The sequence below is a fragment of the Streptomyces sp. NPDC059909 genome (assembly GCF_042730885.1).
Lineage (GTDB): Bacteria > Actinomycetota > Actinomycetes > Streptomycetales > Streptomycetaceae > Streptomyces.
The window spans coordinates 1-15478 of record NZ_JBHWKX010000112.1; the positions used below are offsets into that span (position 1 = coordinate 1).

Here is a 15478-nt window from a genome sequence, read left to right on the forward strand (position 1 = left end):
CACCTGGACGCTCGCAACGGCACACGCATAAGGCAAGGGGCTGCCCGGCCCACCGCCGGACAGCCCCACACGCAAGATTTTCAGTGATCTTCTAGAGAAGACCGCTGGCGCCTGCCTCACCCGGGACCCGCTACGGGGCCTCGATGGGCAGGGGATCACCGAGCGGGTCTTCCGGGTCCATCTTGTACCGCTGCGGGGTGAAGGTGCCGTCCTGCTGCTGGTAGTCGTACTGCCGTCCACCGTTGCCCGAGGCCACCGAGAACAGTGCACCGCTGTCAGCCTTCACCTCTGTGGTCCCTGGATCGCCGTCACTCGTCCAGTGGACGACCAAGCTGAAGGTATGGACATCTGCGGTCGTGAATGCGACGAGAGTGAGTACCTCAGAGTCGCTCTCGGTGATCTGAACGGGGAAGCCCCGCACCCGCATCTGTCCGGTGGAGTTCCGGCCCTCCTTGAACTCGAGCCTCGGAACCTTCTTGTCGAGATTGACGAGGAACGAGCTGACGTTGGAGTCGCCACAGCCCCCGACCCGCTGCACCCGCACGCTCGTCGCGGGCGTCGGCTTCACATCCGCCACATTCACAGTGATGTCCTGGATGGTAACTGCGCGTGAGGTTTTGCCCTGGAGTGTCAGAGTGATGGTCGTTCGGTCGGCAGTGACGGCATTGTGGTCCCGGTCGAACTCGGCTAACTGCTTCTTGTAGGCGGCGACCTCAGCGGTGGTCTGGGAAGCGCCGCTGTTCACATGGGCAGCGATATCGTCCAGAGACGGAGCTCTGAGGAACACCTTCCCCGGGCCGCCCTCGCATGCGTCCCACGGGTCGCTCTCACTGACGCTGTAGGTGAGTGGCGTCGTCGGCGTGGTCGGCGACTGCTTCCCGGAAAGATCAACACTATTGCCCCCGCCACACACAGAGCCGCCTGAGCACTCGTTGGTGGAACACCCGAGCAGCAGCGACCCGGTACACATCGTCAGGACGGCGAGGCGGCCGATGTACCTCATCTTCCTGACTCCGGGCTTGCAGTTGGCGTGGCCGTCGGATCAGGGCCGTTGCCGAAGTTGGTGTTGTTGTCATGGCCGCAGACAGTCTGGTTGCTGCACTCGTTACGATCCCCGCCGATTGTGTCCGTCGCGAACAGCGTGACCAGTGTTCCGGCGATCGCGACGAGCGCGGCTAATGCTGCAAGCCACACCCGCGTGCGCTGGTGCCCGGACATGGGCATGCTTCCCCCTGGGTTTCGCGGCGGACGCAGACTGAATGCCTGCTGTGTCTAAGTATCTTCATCTTCATCCAGATGAAGCTGCGATTTCGGAAATCCTGCTGTCTGCTGCCGCCGGAGTGACACCAGGGCAGCGGTGGCGTGCGATGCAGGGGATTACCTGTACGAGGCTCACTCCTGCGGTGAGCGGCCGCCGAGGTCTGCCCGCGCCGCAGCAACGAAACGGTCGTACGCCCGAGCAAGCTCGTCGCGGCAGCGGAACAGTGCTTCTTCGCTGACTCCCGGCCGACGGCGCCAAGATTCGCCCGCTGCCGGCGGGCGGTCCGAGAACTCATCAGTCCAGTAACGGCTCTGGCGCCGAGCGCCCCGGCTGCTCCGACGATTGCGGCAAGTCCCGTGTCCAGTGAGGCAGTCTGCAGCGGCGCAATGATCTCCGTAGCCTCCGGCACCTGAACCTATGAAGGAGTTGAGCATCGGCAACGGTGAAGAGGTGAGCCCAACTTCCCGATCGGCAAGATGGACCGTCCGCGGCAACGGCTCCAGTACTACGTCATTGCAGTAGATCCCCTGGCGGGGCCCGCACTCCAGTTGAGGCCTGGCGAGCATGCCGCCACCACCCTCGTCGGTGACCAGTTCGAACGTCCACGCTCCGACGGCGTTCACGGAGGCGAGACGGCTGAGTGTCGAGGTCAGCATGTTCCGGTCATCAGGGCGTTCCGCCTCGGCGAGCCGCTCCCGCAGCCTTCCGCCGCGTACGTTCAGACCTTGGACTTCGTCGACGACTTCATCGCCGAGTGGGAGGACTCCCGCCCGTGACTTGCCCGCTGGCGAACCCGGCGAGGCCGACCAGCGCACTGAGTTGGACATGGCGGAGGACGCCCGGGCGGGCGGGGAGGGGATTGCCCACGTGGCACAGCGGGGCCGCGGCCGGAGCCATTGCGACTGGCTCCGGACACCCCTTCGTGACTGTATCCGCAGACCGATCCGCCCTCGGGCGGGCAGTCGTGCTCGGGGCAGGACCGGCGCTCTCCCGAAGATGGCCCTCCGACGGGTCAGGCGGTGGTCCAGTCGCGCAGCTGGCGGGCGATGCGGGGGACGCCGAGGGCCCCGGAGGCGGCGTCGCGGACGAGGGCGAGCGCGGCCTTGGGCGGGTAGTCCAGGCTCCGGCCGTTCAGGGCGAGGTAGGCCTCGGTGGAGTGCCAGGCGAAGGCCTCGCCCGAGTGCTCGAGACAGGGGAGCTTCGCCAGGGTCTGCAGCAGGGCTGCGGCCTTGAGGTGCAGGGAGCCGTAGATGTCGCGTTCCATCGCGCGGGCGTTGACCCGCGCCACCGCGGCATACAACGGCCCGAGGTCGTCAACCTGCGGGTCCCCGGGGAGCAGTTGGGCGGCGTGCAGCAGGAAGGTGACGTCGAGCGGATGCGGCGGTTCGGGCTGGGTCACGCGGCCCGGCCCTCTTCCTGCTGCACGAGCTCGGCGAGGGCCTGCTGCTCGGCGGCCCGCTGCTCCGCCGAGACATCGATGCTGCTGGGCTCGGCGGCGAACACGGCACCGCTGCGCGCCATCGAGGCGCGGAAGGCGTCCAGGAACCGGCCCTCGACGGCGGTCGCACGGGCATAGGCGGCGGACAGGATGTACTCCTGCATGCTCACCCCTTCCTGCCGGGCGGCGGCGGCAATCGCGGCCCGCTGCTCGGGGTCGGGGAAGCGCAGGTTCATGGCCTTCTGCTCTTTCATGGCACCAACGGTACCAGCGGTACCACACGGGGCCCAGAGCAGACCCGAAGCCCGACCGTGGCCGCGCCCGCATTCAAGGCCGGCGGTGGTGCGCTCCTGGCATGCCGCCGCGCCCTTACTTGCCGACATGATGTCGGTATGTAATGGCGCGCATGACCGCACCCACAGACCTCCCGTTACCGGCCCCGCGCCCAGGAGGCGTCAGCCCCTCCCGCGCCCGCCCCACCGTGCGTGGCCTGTACGCCCGCCCCAGCCTCACACCAGCAGACCTGGGCGCCCCGCTCCTCGTCCTGCCCGACGACTACACCGGCGATATCCCCGCCCTGCCCGGCGCCGTGGCGCTGGCCCGGGTCGAGACGACCATCGCGCGCTGGTCGGCGATGGGGATCCGCGGGGTGAAGCTCTTCGCGTTCGGGCATGATCGTGATGCCCGCGGATCCGCCGCTCTGGCCGCGGGCAACCTCATGCTCCGAGCGATCACAGCCGCCCGCCGTGCCACACCCGACATGGCGTTGACGACCGAGGCCTGCGGCTGCTCCTGGACCGAGACCGGCGAATGCATCCTCCGCGCTCCCGATGGCCGGATCGATCTGGACGCCACGCACGAGTACATGGGCCGCATCGCCGTCCAGCACGCCGAGGCCGGCGCGGACGTCGTCTCACCAACCGCGATGCTCGACGGCTCCGTCCACGCCGTCCGCACCGCGCTGGACGACCACGGCCTGCACGACGTCGGCGTGAACCCGAACCTCGCGATCCACACCAGCCTCTACGCGCCGTTCAAGGCGCTGATGGCGACCGATCCGGCTGCCGGGCACCGCCGGGGCCTCCAGCTGGAGCCCGGCCGCTCTCAGCGCGACACCCTTGTCCAGGCCCGGCGCTGGATCGCCGAGGGCGCCGACTCCCTCACCCTCCAGCCCGTCCTCACCGCCGCCGACGTGCTGGTGCGGCTGCGCGCCGACCAGGAGGTGCCGCTGGTGGCCTACTCGACGTCGGGGGAGTGGCCCGCCCTCACCGCCCTCGGCATCGAAGGCACAGTGGAGTACCTCGGCATGCTCAAGCGCGCCGGGGCCGACCACATCCTGACCTTCGCCGCCGAACAGGCCGCCGCCTACCTCGGAGCGCACCATGGATGACACACCCCGCGCCCGCCCAGCCGCCCTCGACGCCATCCTCACCGACGCCACCGCACTCGGCTTCGCCATGTCCTGCGAGGAGCGCACCGGCTCCCTGCTGGCCACCCTCGCCGCCTCCAAGCCCGGCGGCCGGATCCTGGAGCTCGGAACCGGCGTCGGCGCTGGTGCAGCCTGGCTCCTCCACGGCATGACCGAAGACGCCTCCCTCACGAGCGTCGAAGCCGACCCAGCAGTGCAAGCGATCGCCGCCAAGCACCTCGGCCACGACAGCCGCGCCACGTTCACCACCACGGACGCCGACGCCTGGATCACCGCCTACACCGGCCCGCCCATCTCCCTCGCGTACGTGGACTGCCGGCCGGGGAAGTTCCACCGCCTCGCCGCCCTGCTCGCCCTGCTCGAACCCGGCGGCCTCTACATCGTCGACGACCTCCTCCCACAGTCGACCTGGCCCGACGACCACCAACCCCGCGTCGACGCCTTCCTCGCACATCTGCCCGACCACCCCAACCTGCTTTACACACCGGCGAGATGGGCATCCGGGCTGCTCATCGGGGCCCGAGTCTGAGGGTCTATGGTGGGCGGCATGTCCGCCCCTGAGCTGATCCGCATCGTCTCCCGCGACTCGCCCATGGCCCTGGCCCAGGTGGAGCGCGTCCGCGCCGAACTGGCCGCGCTCCACCCCCACACCCGGACCAGCGTGGTGCCAGTGAAGACGACGGGTGACAAGTGGATGGGCGACCTGTCCCAGGTCGAAGGCAAGGGCGCGTTCACCAAGGAAGTCGACGCCGCCCTCCTCGCCGGCGAGGCGGACCTGGCGGTGCACTGCGTCAAAGACGTCCCCGCCGACCGCCCCCTGCCGGCTGGTACCACCTTCGCCGCGTTCCTCAAGCGCGACGACATCCGCGACGCCCTCATCCACCCCGGCGGCCTCACCCTCGACGAGCTGCCGCCCGGCACCCGGATCGGCACCTCCTCGGTCCGCCGCATCGCCCAGCTCGCCGCCTCACACCCGCACCTGGACTGCGTGCCGTTCCGCGGGAACGCCAACCGCCGCCTGGACAAGCTCAGCAAGGGCGAGGCCGACGCGCTGCTCCTGGCGGCCTCCGGCCTGGAGCGGATCGGCCGCACGGACGTGATCACCGAAGTGCTGTCGACGGAGCAGATGATGCCGCCGATCGGCGCCGGGATCCTGGCTCTGCAGTGCCGCGAGGACGACACCACGGTGATTGACGCCGTCAGCGACCTCGGCCACCCCGACACCCACCGCGAAGCCACCGCCGAGCGCATGTTCCTCCACGTCCTGCAAGGGCACTGCAACAGCCCCATCGCCGGCTACGCCAAGGCCGAGCGCAGTGGCGAACTCTCCCTGCGCGCCTCCGTGTTCACGCCTGACGGCAAGACCGTCCTCAACGCGCACGAGTGGGCCGGACGTCTCGACCCCGCCACCCTCGGCACCTCCGTCGCCGTCGCCCTCCTGCGCCAGGGCGCCCGCGACCTCATCGACGGCATCGCCCACTGACCACCATGGGCAAGCACGCCCGGCCCGGCCCGCCGGACCAGCCATCCCGCGCTGTCCCGGCCCTCGACCAGGACGACCCGCTCACCGCGTACGAGTGCAGGCGCAGGCCGCCTCTGGATCAGCCCCGTCGGCACCAGCCCCTGCATGGTGGTGGCGGCCATGTCCTGCCCGGCACCCCGCGCGTGCTGGAGGAGTGGGACGGGTTCACCTACGTCCCCGTCGGCACCACCGCCGACCTCACGACCGCACAACGCTGGGCGCACGGGACCGAACCGCACACAGACCACAGACCGCAAGCCTGAGCCCCGGCCCCGATACCGGGCCCAGACCTTCCCCACCGGACGCAGCGCCGAACCCGCGCCCTCAGCTCTCGCCGCCCTCAGCCTCACCACCGCCAGACCTGCCTCTGAACAGAGTTATGCAGGCAGCCACAATGGCCCCCAAGGCCGTAATGATCGACGCGATGATGGCGTCCGACATATCAGGTGTCCCTTTCCGCTCGACGGAATTCCTCGCGGCGGACACCATGCCCTGCCAGAAACGAACACGGCAAGCGTCATGCCTGGTCAGAGCCGCTTCTTGGGGTCGCCCAGTCACCGTTTTCCATACAGAGACAGAACCATTTTCGAGAATCGAAACTATCGCGCCAAACCGCCCCGCCGCGCCCTGTGACCCGCCACTGCGGCAACGACCGGCGCTTTCCCCCTTCACCGCCCGCCCGAACACCCAGAACCGGGCATAAGAATCAAGACAATCTGCAGCGACGCCCGAGCACCCCAGCTCCGACACCGCTGGGATCCACGACTAGGACGACGCGAAAGCCCCGTGACATTCCGGACGGATTTGAGCCTCGAGCCGGGCGCGCAGGTCGGGGAACGCGGCGCCGTCGACGTCTCACCTCCCCAGCACCGGCCCGCGCCTGGCCGGACTTGTGGCCGTGCTGACCGACACCACCTGTGATGGTCTGCGGGAGAGTGTCAGTTGAACGTCGTCGTCTGAGCGTCAGTGGCGCAGGCGCAGCGATCTGGTCGTTGACACTGATGGGCGGTGCTCACTCGTTGCTGGCATGAGTGACGAAGGGCCATGCCATTCTCACGCCGACCACCAGCACCATCGACCAGATCGGCTCGACGCCGCCGAAGCGGTCCCGGTTCTCGTCGACGAAGGTCACGAGCGCAGATGTGGCCGGTCGAGCTCGGCCGCGAAGAAAGCCGAAGCGGCCTTGAGGATCTCATTCGCCCGCCTGAGCTCGGCGACTTCCTTCTTCAACGCTTTGACCTGGGCAGACTCATCGGTCGTGACGCCAGGCCGGGCCCCGTTGTCGATCTGGTCCTGGCGGACCCACTTGCGCAATGTCTCGGTCGTCCCGATCCCCAGCTTGGCGGCGACCGCCTTCATCGCGGACCACTCGGTGTCGTACTCGGGCCGCACCTCGGCGACCATGCGGACCGCGCGCTTGCGCAGCTCAAGGGGGTAAGGGGAAAGACGTGCCATGACTCGATCCTCTCAAACGATCGAGTCCCTACCGAACCCGGAACGGTTCAGACAGCTGGTTGATGCGTTCGGGGGTGAGCGTCGCGGCGCGGGTGCGCTGGTTGCTTACCCATGCGCCCAGTCGCAGCTCCCGTTGCTCCTGGTCCTCGCCGTCACTGTCGTTGTTCCTGCCGCTGATGGTGATGGTCTCCACATGCTTGCGGGGGACTTTCAGGTGTCCTTCGCGTTCGTAGTACTGGCGGGCTGCGGTGAGGTGCATGGCCCATTTGTTGGCCTGACTGGTGCGTGGGCGTGGTTTCTCGTCCTCGGTGGCGGGTTGGATGCCGAGGATGTGCTCCAGCATCCATTGCTGCACGCCTGTGAGCTTGTCCCAGCCGAGGCGCTGCGCTCGGACCCAGCGTCCCAGATCTTCGGACTGCACCAGCATCTCGCCCGGCGTGGTGGGCAGTTGCCCGCCGGCCTCGAGGTGCAGCCGGGTCAGGTGGAAGCAGCGTTGCCACTCCACGGGCCAGGCCGGGCACCAGGACGGATCGATCTCGTCAAGCTCCTCACGTCGCTCTTCCGACAGCGTCCCTGCCGACGACTGGACCGGGAGGCCCTCGGCTCGCCGTTGCTCGGTCTCCTGCACCCGCCGGGCGGCCGCCCGCGCATTCTTCAGAAAGATCCCCACCCGGTACTTCTGGAACGTGGCGTCCAGCGGCGCCAACAGGTGCCCGGTCTCGGCGGCCCACCCGCGCGCCGCGGCGAGGCCTTCTTCCCATGCGACGTCGTAGTGGGACCAGATCATGCCGAGCTTCTCAAGCTGAGCCAGGCGGTCGGCGTCCATCGTTCCGCGGGCGTAGAAGCGCCTGGCGTCGGCGGTCCACTGCCCCAAGGGAAATCCGGCGAGCGAGGCCGGCCACCCGGCCTCCTGCGCCTCGTCATGCTCGGGGACGCGGTAGGTGAACGGCACGCGCAGGTTGCCGTGTGCGCGGGTGTAGAGAGTGGCGGCTTCGATGCCGCGTCGCCAGTGCTGGTGTTCGGGGTTGAGGACGCGGAGGTTGATGAATGCCGCAAGCTGCGCTGGGTCGCGGGGCGTGGAGAACTTCAGCAGTGCCCGGGCCGGCGCCGACAGCCCACGCTGCTCTTCTACGCCCTCGCCTTCCTTGCTCTCCTCGCCTCCGGAACGTGTCTGTACGCCCTTGGAGCGGCTTCGGGCCTGTGGCTCGGCCAGTTGTTCCACGATGCGGGCATCGTGCGCTCGGAGCGCTTGCAAAAGCTTGGCCAACCCGGCGAACGCTCTGCTGGTGAGCATGTTGTCGGGCGTCTCGCCGGGCCCGAGCAGGACAGGCACCACGAGCGACGCGGTCTTGCCTTCGCCGGGATGGATCCGTAGTGCTCGGCCGACGGCTTGGACGAGGTCGGGCATGGAGCCGCGTACGTCAGCGAAGTACACGGAATCGCATCGGTAGGTATCGACCCCCTCCCCAAGTACCTTCACTGAGCCCAGGAAGCCCTTCTCCACGACGGTGCCGTCGGTGGCGATGCCGTCGGCGAACTCGGCGAGGACCCGCTGGCGGTGGAGGGGCTTGTGCTCTCCGCACAGCCAGTCGGCCCAGATGGTGCGCGGATAGAGCTCGGGATCGCTCGCGTGCAGCCGCTGAGCGACGTTCGGGAGGTCGGCCGCGAACGCTTCGGCTTCCTTCACGACGTGGTGGAAGACGAGTGTTCTTTGAAAGTTCTCCTCGGCGGACGCTTTCACCAGGGCGGTCTGCAGGGCGGCGAGCCGCGCCCCGCGGATCTGCTCGGAGCGGCCTTCGGCGCCGAGTAGTTGCGCGGCCTGGAGCTGGGTGTCGGTGATGTCCACGCACACGACTTGGTAGGGGGCACAGATTCCCCGGTCGATGGCTTCCGAGAGCGTCAAGGTGAAGCACCTGCTGCCGAAGGGCGAGTCGGGGGAGTCGTCCATGCTCGCCACCAGCTCACCCGGCGCCCCCCGGCCCTGCTGCTCCTGGCCTTCTTCGTCCCCGAGTTGCCACAGCCGCGGCGTGGCCGTCATGTACAAGCGCCGCAGCGACGGAATCCGCTGGTTGTCGTGGACGACCGCCCAGGGCTTGCCGATCCGGCCCGACGTCCGGTGCGCCTCATCCACCACGATCAGGTCCCAGCCCGGAAGGCTGGCGGCGTGCGCGCGCTCCAGCGTGCCCAGCCCGAGGGAGGCGTAGGTGGCGAACACGGTCACCTTGTCGAACGGCCGCACCCACTCCACGAGCTCGCCCACGCCCGTGGTGTTCGGGAATGGCACGTCCTCACCCCGTAGGGAGGAGACCCCGATCATCGGACCCGTACGGCCGCCCTCACGCCACGCAGCCTCGGTTTGGGCCAGAAGATCCAGCGAGGGCACAAGGACCAGCACACGGCCCGCGTGGAGCTCCTCCGCGCTGCGCACGGCGACGAGGCTCTTCCCGGATCCGGTCGCCATGATCACCTGAGTCCGGAGCCCACGCTCGGGCACAAGTGATCGTGCAGGCGACTCGAGAGCGCGGACAACCGCATCCACGGCCTCTCTCTGATGCGGGCGAAGTATTCTCTTTTCCACCGAGGCATCCCTTTTCCTCGAAGGTCGCTGTCTGTCCTACCGCCCGTGCGCTGTGGATTATTGGTTCTGAACTGCGCACGGCGAAGGCTCAGCTTGTTACCGGAAGCGACCTCGATGCGGAGGGCGCCGCCCTTGACCGGGTTGTCCGGCTGGGTGAGAGCAGTGCCGTACGACTCGGCGGGTTCTCTCTCAAGTGAGGGCGCGCCGAGAGCGAGCCTGGACTTGTGACGAATCGGGCGGGTCTTGTGACTTCGTGCCCAGGTCGAATGAGACTGGCGGTCCTCACCTCAGTTGCTGCAGCCATGTGACGATGTGACGTCCCGCATGTCCCTGCTGCCCCTCGAGGTGGCGTTATGGGTCACGAGCGGCGATCTTGGAGGAGGAGCAGCGCTGCGAGGGCCGTGGCGGGGTCGGGGTCGGGTTGACCGATGGGCCACCAGGCGCCGTCCTCCTTCCCGTATGGATACCAGCGGCCGTCGCGGCCGTAGCGCAGTTGGCGGTCGCGGCCGACGACGGTCCAGCGGTTGCGCCACGTGCGCAGGTGAGGAGGCCGTCCGTCCGCCCAGTCCTCGGCGAGCAAAGCTCGGGCGCGGGCAAGTACGGACGGGTCCGGGGTCCAGGAATCCTCCAGGACCGCGAGTGCGGCCGTGCCGCCGTGGCGCCAGGCCCGTACCGCCTGGGCGAGCTCGGTCAGCGGGCGACCGGTGCTCTCGGCGATCCGGGCGAAAACCTCTGTCTGCGGGTGCTCGGCGGCGATGCGCACAGCATCCTGCCACTCCGTCAGGTCAGACGGAGTCAGTGGTGCGTCGTCCGCCAGCGCGGCGGCGAGTCGGCGACGGGCACGCTCGGCCGCGTCGGCGGCCAGGGTCTGAAGCGCCTCCGGCTCGATGCCCGGTTCGGCGGGCCGGGACGTTGCGAAGACGGGCGGGCGCCCGGCGCGTTCGGGCAGGGGCGGCGGCTCAGGCAGCGGTGGCAGGTCGGTCCGCGCCGCGAAGGCCTCCCGGGCCGGTGTACCTGTCGGTGCGGCGGGAGAGCGCGGGGAGGGAACCGACGCTGACGCCGAGGCCGCCGCCTCCGATGCCGCACGGGCGGCGTTGCGGCGGGCGAGCTCGTCCAGCAGTTGCTGTTCGCCGCGGCCGCGCATCAGCAGCAGCACGAAGGGGTCCTCGTCCAGCAGGCGTGCGACCTGGTAGCACAGCGCGGCGCCGTGCTTGCACGGGTAGCCCCAGTCGGGGCAGGAGCAGGATGGCTCCAGGTCGTTCGCGGTCGGTAGCAGCCGTACGCCCGCCGCCAGCGCGTCCTGCACCAGCTCGGTGGGCATGTCGCGGTCCAGCAGTGCGGCGATGTGCCCGGCGCGCGCCGCCACTGCGTCGAGGAGCCGGTCCCATTCCGCGTCGTTGAGGGCGGGGATCGCCAATGACACACGGTAGGGCCGCGGTCTGCTGCCCTGCACCGGGGCGCTGATCCGGCCCGGGACCACCGTCATCTCGCCCACGGATCCGCGCCGCGCGTAGGTGCGACCGCGGGTGAGGCGGCCGGAATCGAGTGAGCACTCCTCCAGCGCCGACACCCACGCCTCGCCCCACCAGGTTGAGGCGAAACTGCTCCGGCGGCCGGGAGCCGGAGGGAAGGGAGGGAACGTGCGGGCGAGCTGATCCTGGGCCCGCTGCTTGGGCTTCGTCGGGCGCGGGCTCACTTGCGGCCTCCCCTTGTGGTGCTCTGGCGCGTGGTGCCCTGACGGGCTGTGCTCCAGGGTGCGGTGTTGTGGCGCATCGTCACCAGTTCGGCCAGCTCGGCGTCGGAGAGTTCCGTCAGTGCCGCCTCGCCATGGCTCAGCACGGCGTCCGCGAGCCCCTTCTTCTGCTTGAGCATCTCCGCGATCCGATCCTCGACCGTACCCTCCGCAATCAGCCGGTGCACCTGCACCGGCTGGGTCTGGCCGATGCGGTAGGCACGGTCGGTGGCCTGGTCTTCGACCGCCGGGTTCCACCAGCGATCGAAATGGATGACGTGGCCCGCGCGGGTCAGGTTGAGGCCGGTGCCAGCGGCCTTGAGGGAGAGCAGGAAGACCTGCCGCTCGCCGCGCTGGAAGCGGTCGACCATCTCCTCGCGCTGCTTCACCGGCGTCCCGCCGTGCAGGAACTGCGCCGCGGTGCCGCGAGCGGCGAGATGCCGCTCCAGCAGCCGGCCCATCTCGACGTACTGGGTGAAGACGAGCACCGAGCCGTCCTCAGCCACGATCGTGTCCAGCAGCTCGTCGAGCAGCTCCAGTTTGCCGGAGCGGCCGGCGAGCTTCGCGTTCTTCTCCTTCAGGTACTGCGCCGGGTGGTTGCAGACCTGCTTGAGGCCGGTGAGCAGCTTCATCACCAGGCCGCGCCGGGCCATCCCGCCCGCCTCGCCGATCGCCGCCAGCGACTCGCGCACCAACGCCTCGTACAGCGACGCCTGCTCCTTCGTCAACGAGACGGGCTGGTCGGTCTCGGTCTTGGACGGCAGCTCGGGGGCGATGCCGGGGTCGGACTTGCGGCGGCGCAGGAGGAAGGGGCGGACCAGGAGGGCGAGACGGTTCGCGGTCTCCCGGTCGCCGTCAGCCTCGACCGCGCGGGCGTAGCGGTCGCGGAAGGCGGTGAGCGTGCCGAGCAGGCCGGGTGTCGTCCAGTCCAGCAGGGCCCACAGCTCGGAGAGGTTGTTCTCAACCGGGGTGCCGGTCAGAGCGATGCGCCCGGCAGCGGGAACGGTGCGCAGCGCCCGCGCGGTGTCCGAGTACGGGTTCTTGACGTGCTGCGCCTCGTCCGCGACCAGCAGGCCCCACGGCACCGCGGTCTCGGCCAGGCGCTGGGCGTCACGACGCAGTGTGCCGTACGTGGTGAGGACGAAGCCGTTCGGCGCGAGGTCGTCCAGGGTGCGGCCCGGGCCGTGGAAGCGGCGTACGGCGATGCCGGGTGCGAAGCGCTGCACCTCGCGCTCCCAGTTGCCGAGCAGGGACGTCGGACAGACCACCAGGGTGGGGCCGTGGGCCGATCGCTCATGACGGCGCAGGTGGAGGGAGATCAAGGTGATCGTCTTGCCGAGGCCCATGTCGTCGGCGAGACAGCAGCCCAGGCCGAGGGAGGTCATCCGGTCCAGCCAGGCCAGGCCCCGAAGCTGGTAGTCGCGCAGGGTAGCTGCGAGCATGGCGGGCTGGCAGGTGGTGGCCGATGCGGCGTCCGGGCCCGCCTCCGGCTCGGCGATCCGCGCGCGCAACTGCTCCAGGGCGCCGCCCGCGGTGACCGGTACGGACTTGCCGTCGATCTCTACCTCGCCGCTCAGCGCCGCGCCCAGGGCGTCGACCGCGGTGAGCGTGCGGCCGCGCTGCTTGCGGACCTTGCCAACCAGCGCCTGGTCGACCACCACCCACTGGTCGCGCAGCCGCACCACCGGGCGGTGCGCCTCGACCAGGCGGTCCATCTCCTCCTCGGTCAGCGGCTGGCCGCCCAACGCCAACTGCCAGCGGAATTCAAGGAGCTGACCGGAGGAGAGGAAGGTCTCCAGGTCCGACTGCGTCTTCTTGCGCCGGGACGGTTCCAGCAGGCCGGTCGCGGTCAGCTCCTTCGCCAGGCCCTTGGGCAGGTGGACCTGGATTCCGGCGGCGGCCAGCCGCTCCGCGGCCTCGCCGAGCAGGTCCAGCAGCTCGTCGTCCGCGAGCTGCAGCACATCGGGCGCGGCGGCGGAGAGCAGGCGCGACAGCGGCGGCCATGCCTTCGCGCCGCGGCGCAGCGCCAGCAGCGCGTCGATACGGGTACGGGAGCCGAACTGCTCCGGGGCGGCTGCATCCCCGGCCCACAGCTCGGCCGCATCGACCACCAGTGTGGGGTCGGCGAGGCTGTGCAGCTGCACCACGGCCCGGAACTCAGGCCCGCCGCCGTAGTCTTCGCCGTCCCAGCTGCCGCCCCACGCGTCGCTGTCTTCCTCCAGACGCAGGGAGACACGCACACCCGCGTCCATCCCGGCGGCCACCTCGGCCGCCCACTCCCGCTGCTCGGGGATGGGTACCGGCATCCGAGCGGCGAAGGCCGGACCGGCGGTCAGGTGGCGCGCCGCCGGGGAGCGCGGCAGGCCGTCCGCGACCGCGTCCAAAAAGGCGCGCAGCAGCGGCTCGGCGGCGGGCAGCGCTACAGGCGACGAGCCCGGTAGCGGGACCGCGCGCGCCTCCGGCGGCATCGCCGCCGCGAGGTCGCGGATCCGGCGCACGTCGTCGCCGTCCAGCGGACCGAGCCGCCAGGCGTCGAACCCGGCGAGGCTCAGCCCCGGCAGCAGACGCCCCCGCGCGGCGAGTTGAAGCGCGATGAGGGCTCCTGCTCCCCACCACGCGGCGGAGATGGAGGCGGAGGCGTTGCCGCTCTGCACCATGGCGCGAGCGCGGATGAGTACGGGCACCGCCTGCGCGACCGGCAGCAGCACCGCGGCCACGCTCCGCCGCCGGACCCCGCTCCCGTGCGCCCGCACGACAGTGAGCTCCTTTGGCTCCACATCGCAGTCGGGCAGCTCGCCGCCGTCCGCCCGCCAAAACGCCACACGGCCCTCCCGGGCCGGATCTCCAGGCAGGAAGACGGCCTCGCATGCACTGAGCACGGCTGAGGCAGCCAGCGCAACCGCTCCCGGCTTCCTCTGCCCGGCAGGCTCGTCCACTTCGACGACCTGGAGAATACGCGCCATGATCGGATGCCCTTCGAGCCGGGGTGCGGGTATGCGCTGAAGTGACACCGTCACGCCTTGTCATCACGCATCCACAAGCTGTACGGCCAAATGCTATCGGCCCGTGACAGGCGCTCTTGACTTCCGCTCCCCGCCCTAAAGGGCGGGGATTCCTACCACGGTCGGATGACCGTCTCGGTGGGTTCCTGCTTCATTGCGCTGCGCCGGTAGGAGTACCGGTCTTACCTGCGCTCCACAGGCCGACACCGCCAGTCCGGCGGCCTTGGCGACGTTGACTGCCGCGTTGATGTCCCGGTCGAGGACGGCCCCGCAAGCACCGCACGTCCACTCTCGGATGTGCAGGGGCTTGGGGCCGTCCTTGACGCCGCAGGCCGAGCAGACCTGAGAGGTCGGCTCGAAGCGTCCGATGCGGAAGAACCGCCGCCCGTACATTGCGGCCTTGTACTCCAGCATCGCGACGAACGCTGACCAGCCCGCGTCGTGCACGGACTTGGCCAGGCGCGTACGGGCGAGCCCCTTTACCGCCAGGTCCTCAACGGCAATCGCTTGGTTATCGCGAATGATCCGTGTGGAGAGCTGGTGGTGGAACTCCCGTCGCGCGTCGGCCACCTGCGCGTGAGCGCGGGCGACCTTGATGCGGGCCTTGGTCCTGTTGTTACTGCCCTTCGCCTTCCGGCTGAGGCGCTTCTGTTCACGCTTGAGCTTCTTCTCGGCCCGACGCAGAAAGCGCGGGGCGTCGATCTTCGTGCCATCGGAGAGGACGGCGAAGTGCCCCAAGCCCAGGTCGATGCCGACGACCTGTTCCTTCTCGGGCAGCGCCTCGGGCTCGGTCTCCACGATGAAGCTCGCGAAGTATCTACCGGCCGCGTCCTTGATCACGGTTACCGTAGACGGAACGGACGGCAGAGCGCGGGACCACTTGACCCGCACGTCTCCGATCTTCGGGAGCGACAGGTCCCCGCCGGGTGTGATCTTCCAGCGGGCGTTGGCGGTGAACCGTACGGTCTGTCGGTTGTCCTTGCGGGATTTGAAGCGGGGTGCGCCCATGCGCGGGTGTTTTCCCTTGAGGCCGTCGAAGAAGTTCCGGTAGGCGGTGTCCA

The 15478-nt window shown here is 69.4% G+C and carries 13 protein-coding genes; 4 read left to right on the plus strand and 9 right to left on the minus strand.

The window, feature by feature from the left end; genetic code table 11:
• Positions 1-130: 130 nt before the first annotated feature.
• The 4 genes from ACFV9O_RS36935 to ACFV9O_RS36950 form a co-directional block, all read right to left on the minus strand.
• Positions 131-1003 carry a hypothetical protein gene (locus ACFV9O_RS36935; RefSeq protein ID WP_385426479.1) on the minus strand — a complete coding sequence of 291 codons (873 nt, stop codon included), beginning with the start codon at positions 1001-1003 and terminating at the stop codon, positions 131-133.
• On the minus strand, positions 1000-1218 hold the full coding sequence (locus tag ACFV9O_RS36940; RefSeq protein WP_385426482.1) for a hypothetical protein: 219 nt from the start codon (positions 1216-1218) through the stop codon (positions 1000-1002). The genes ACFV9O_RS36935 and ACFV9O_RS36940 overlap by 4 nt, the downstream gene beginning before the upstream one ends.
• Positions 1219-2273: 1055 nt before the next feature.
• Positions 2274-2660, minus strand: a complete 387-nt coding sequence (locus ACFV9O_RS36945) for a fic family toxin-antitoxin system, toxin component (protein WP_385426485.1) — start codon at positions 2658-2660, stop codon at positions 2274-2276.
• Positions 2657-2953 (minus strand): DUF1778 domain-containing protein, encoded by a 297-nt coding sequence (locus ACFV9O_RS36950; RefSeq protein WP_385426488.1) that lies wholly within the window; start codon positions 2951-2953, stop codon positions 2657-2659. Before ACFV9O_RS36950 ends, ACFV9O_RS36945 begins: the two co-directional genes overlap by 4 nt.
• Positions 2954-3105: 152 nt before the next feature.
• Between ACFV9O_RS36950 and ACFV9O_RS36955 the strand changes: the two genes are divergently transcribed.
• Genes ACFV9O_RS36955 through ACFV9O_RS36970 form a run of 4 tightly spaced genes read left to right on the plus strand, consistent with a single transcriptional unit; the run spans position 3106 to position 5913 of the window.
• Positions 3106-4089, plus strand: coding sequence for a hypothetical protein (locus ACFV9O_RS36955; RefSeq protein ID WP_385426490.1), 984 nt, complete (start codon positions 3106-3108; stop codon positions 4087-4089).
• A complete protein-coding gene (locus tag ACFV9O_RS36960) occupies positions 4082-4657 on the plus strand; it encodes an O-methyltransferase (RefSeq protein WP_385426492.1) in 576 nt (191 codons plus the stop codon). Before ACFV9O_RS36955 ends, ACFV9O_RS36960 begins: the two co-directional genes overlap by 8 nt.
• Before the next feature lie 18 nt (positions 4658-4675).
• Positions 4676-5611, plus strand: coding sequence for a hydroxymethylbilane synthase (gene hemC / locus ACFV9O_RS36965; protein WP_385426495.1), 936 nt, complete (start codon positions 4676-4678; stop codon positions 5609-5611).
• Positions 5612-5616: 5 nt separating this feature from the next.
• Positions 5617-5913, plus strand: coding sequence for a DUF6087 family protein (locus ACFV9O_RS36970; RefSeq protein ID WP_385426498.1), 297 nt, complete (start codon positions 5617-5619; stop codon positions 5911-5913).
• 865 nt (positions 5914-6778) lie between these two features.
• On the opposite strand, the gene ACFV9O_RS36975 is transcribed toward ACFV9O_RS36970, so the two are convergent.
• From ACFV9O_RS36975 to ACFV9O_RS36995, 5 genes are all read right to left on the minus strand, one after another.
• Entirely contained in the window at positions 6779-7105 is a 327-nt protein-coding gene (locus ACFV9O_RS36975; RefSeq protein ID WP_385426501.1) for a transposase, read from the minus strand.
• Between the two features lie 28 nt (positions 7106-7133).
• Positions 7134-9683: a Helicase associated domain protein gene (locus tag ACFV9O_RS36980; RefSeq protein ID WP_385426504.1), complete on the minus strand. Its 2550-nt coding sequence runs from the start codon at positions 9681-9683 to the stop codon at positions 7134-7136.
• A gap of 358 nt (positions 9684-10041) precedes the next feature.
• On the minus strand, positions 10042-11106 hold the full coding sequence (locus ACFV9O_RS36985; RefSeq protein ID WP_385426513.1) for an SWIM zinc finger family protein: 1065 nt from the start codon (positions 11104-11106) through the stop codon (positions 10042-10044).
• Between the two features lie 269 nt (positions 11107-11375).
• Positions 11376-14378, minus strand: a complete 3003-nt coding sequence (locus tag ACFV9O_RS36990) for a DEAD/DEAH box helicase (protein WP_385426507.1) — start codon at positions 14376-14378, stop codon at positions 11376-11378.
• 135 nt (positions 14379-14513) lie between these two features.
• Positions 14514-15478, minus strand: a 965-nt coding sequence (locus ACFV9O_RS36995; protein ID WP_385426510.1) for an RNA-guided endonuclease InsQ/TnpB family protein, incomplete at its 5' end; no start/stop codon positions are given.

Excerpts from the sequence above, each read along its gene's own strand:
- ACFV9O_RS36935 (WP_385426479.1), bottom strand. The coding sequence starts at position 1,003 with ATGAGGTACATCGGCCGCCTCGCCGTCCTGACGATGTGTACCGGGTCG.
- ACFV9O_RS36940 (WP_385426482.1), bottom strand. The coding sequence starts at position 1,218 with ATGTCCGGGCACCAGCGCACGCGGGTGTGGCTTGCAGCATTAGCCGCG.
- ACFV9O_RS36950 (WP_385426488.1), bottom strand. The coding sequence starts at position 2,953 with ATGAAAGAGCAGAAGGCCATGAACCTGCGCTTCCCCGACCCCGAGCAG.
- ACFV9O_RS36955 (WP_385426490.1), top strand. The coding sequence starts at position 3,106 with ATGACCGCACCCACAGACCTCCCGTTACCGGCCCCGCGCCCAGGAGGC.
- ACFV9O_RS36960 (WP_385426492.1), top strand. The coding sequence starts at position 4,082 with ATGGATGACACACCCCGCGCCCGCCCAGCCGCCCTCGACGCCATCCTC.
- hemC (WP_385426495.1), top strand. The coding sequence starts at position 4,676 with ATGTCCGCCCCTGAGCTGATCCGCATCGTCTCCCGCGACTCGCCCATG.
- ACFV9O_RS36970 (WP_385426498.1), top strand. The coding sequence starts at position 5,617 with ATGGGCAAGCACGCCCGGCCCGGCCCGCCGGACCAGCCATCCCGCGCT.
- ACFV9O_RS36975 (WP_385426501.1), bottom strand. The coding sequence starts at position 7,105 with ATGGCACGTCTTTCCCCTTACCCCCTTGAGCTGCGCAAGCGCGCGGTC.
- ACFV9O_RS36990 (WP_385426507.1), bottom strand. The coding sequence starts at position 14,378 with ATGGCGCGTATTCTCCAGGTCGTCGAAGTGGACGAGCCTGCCGGGCAG.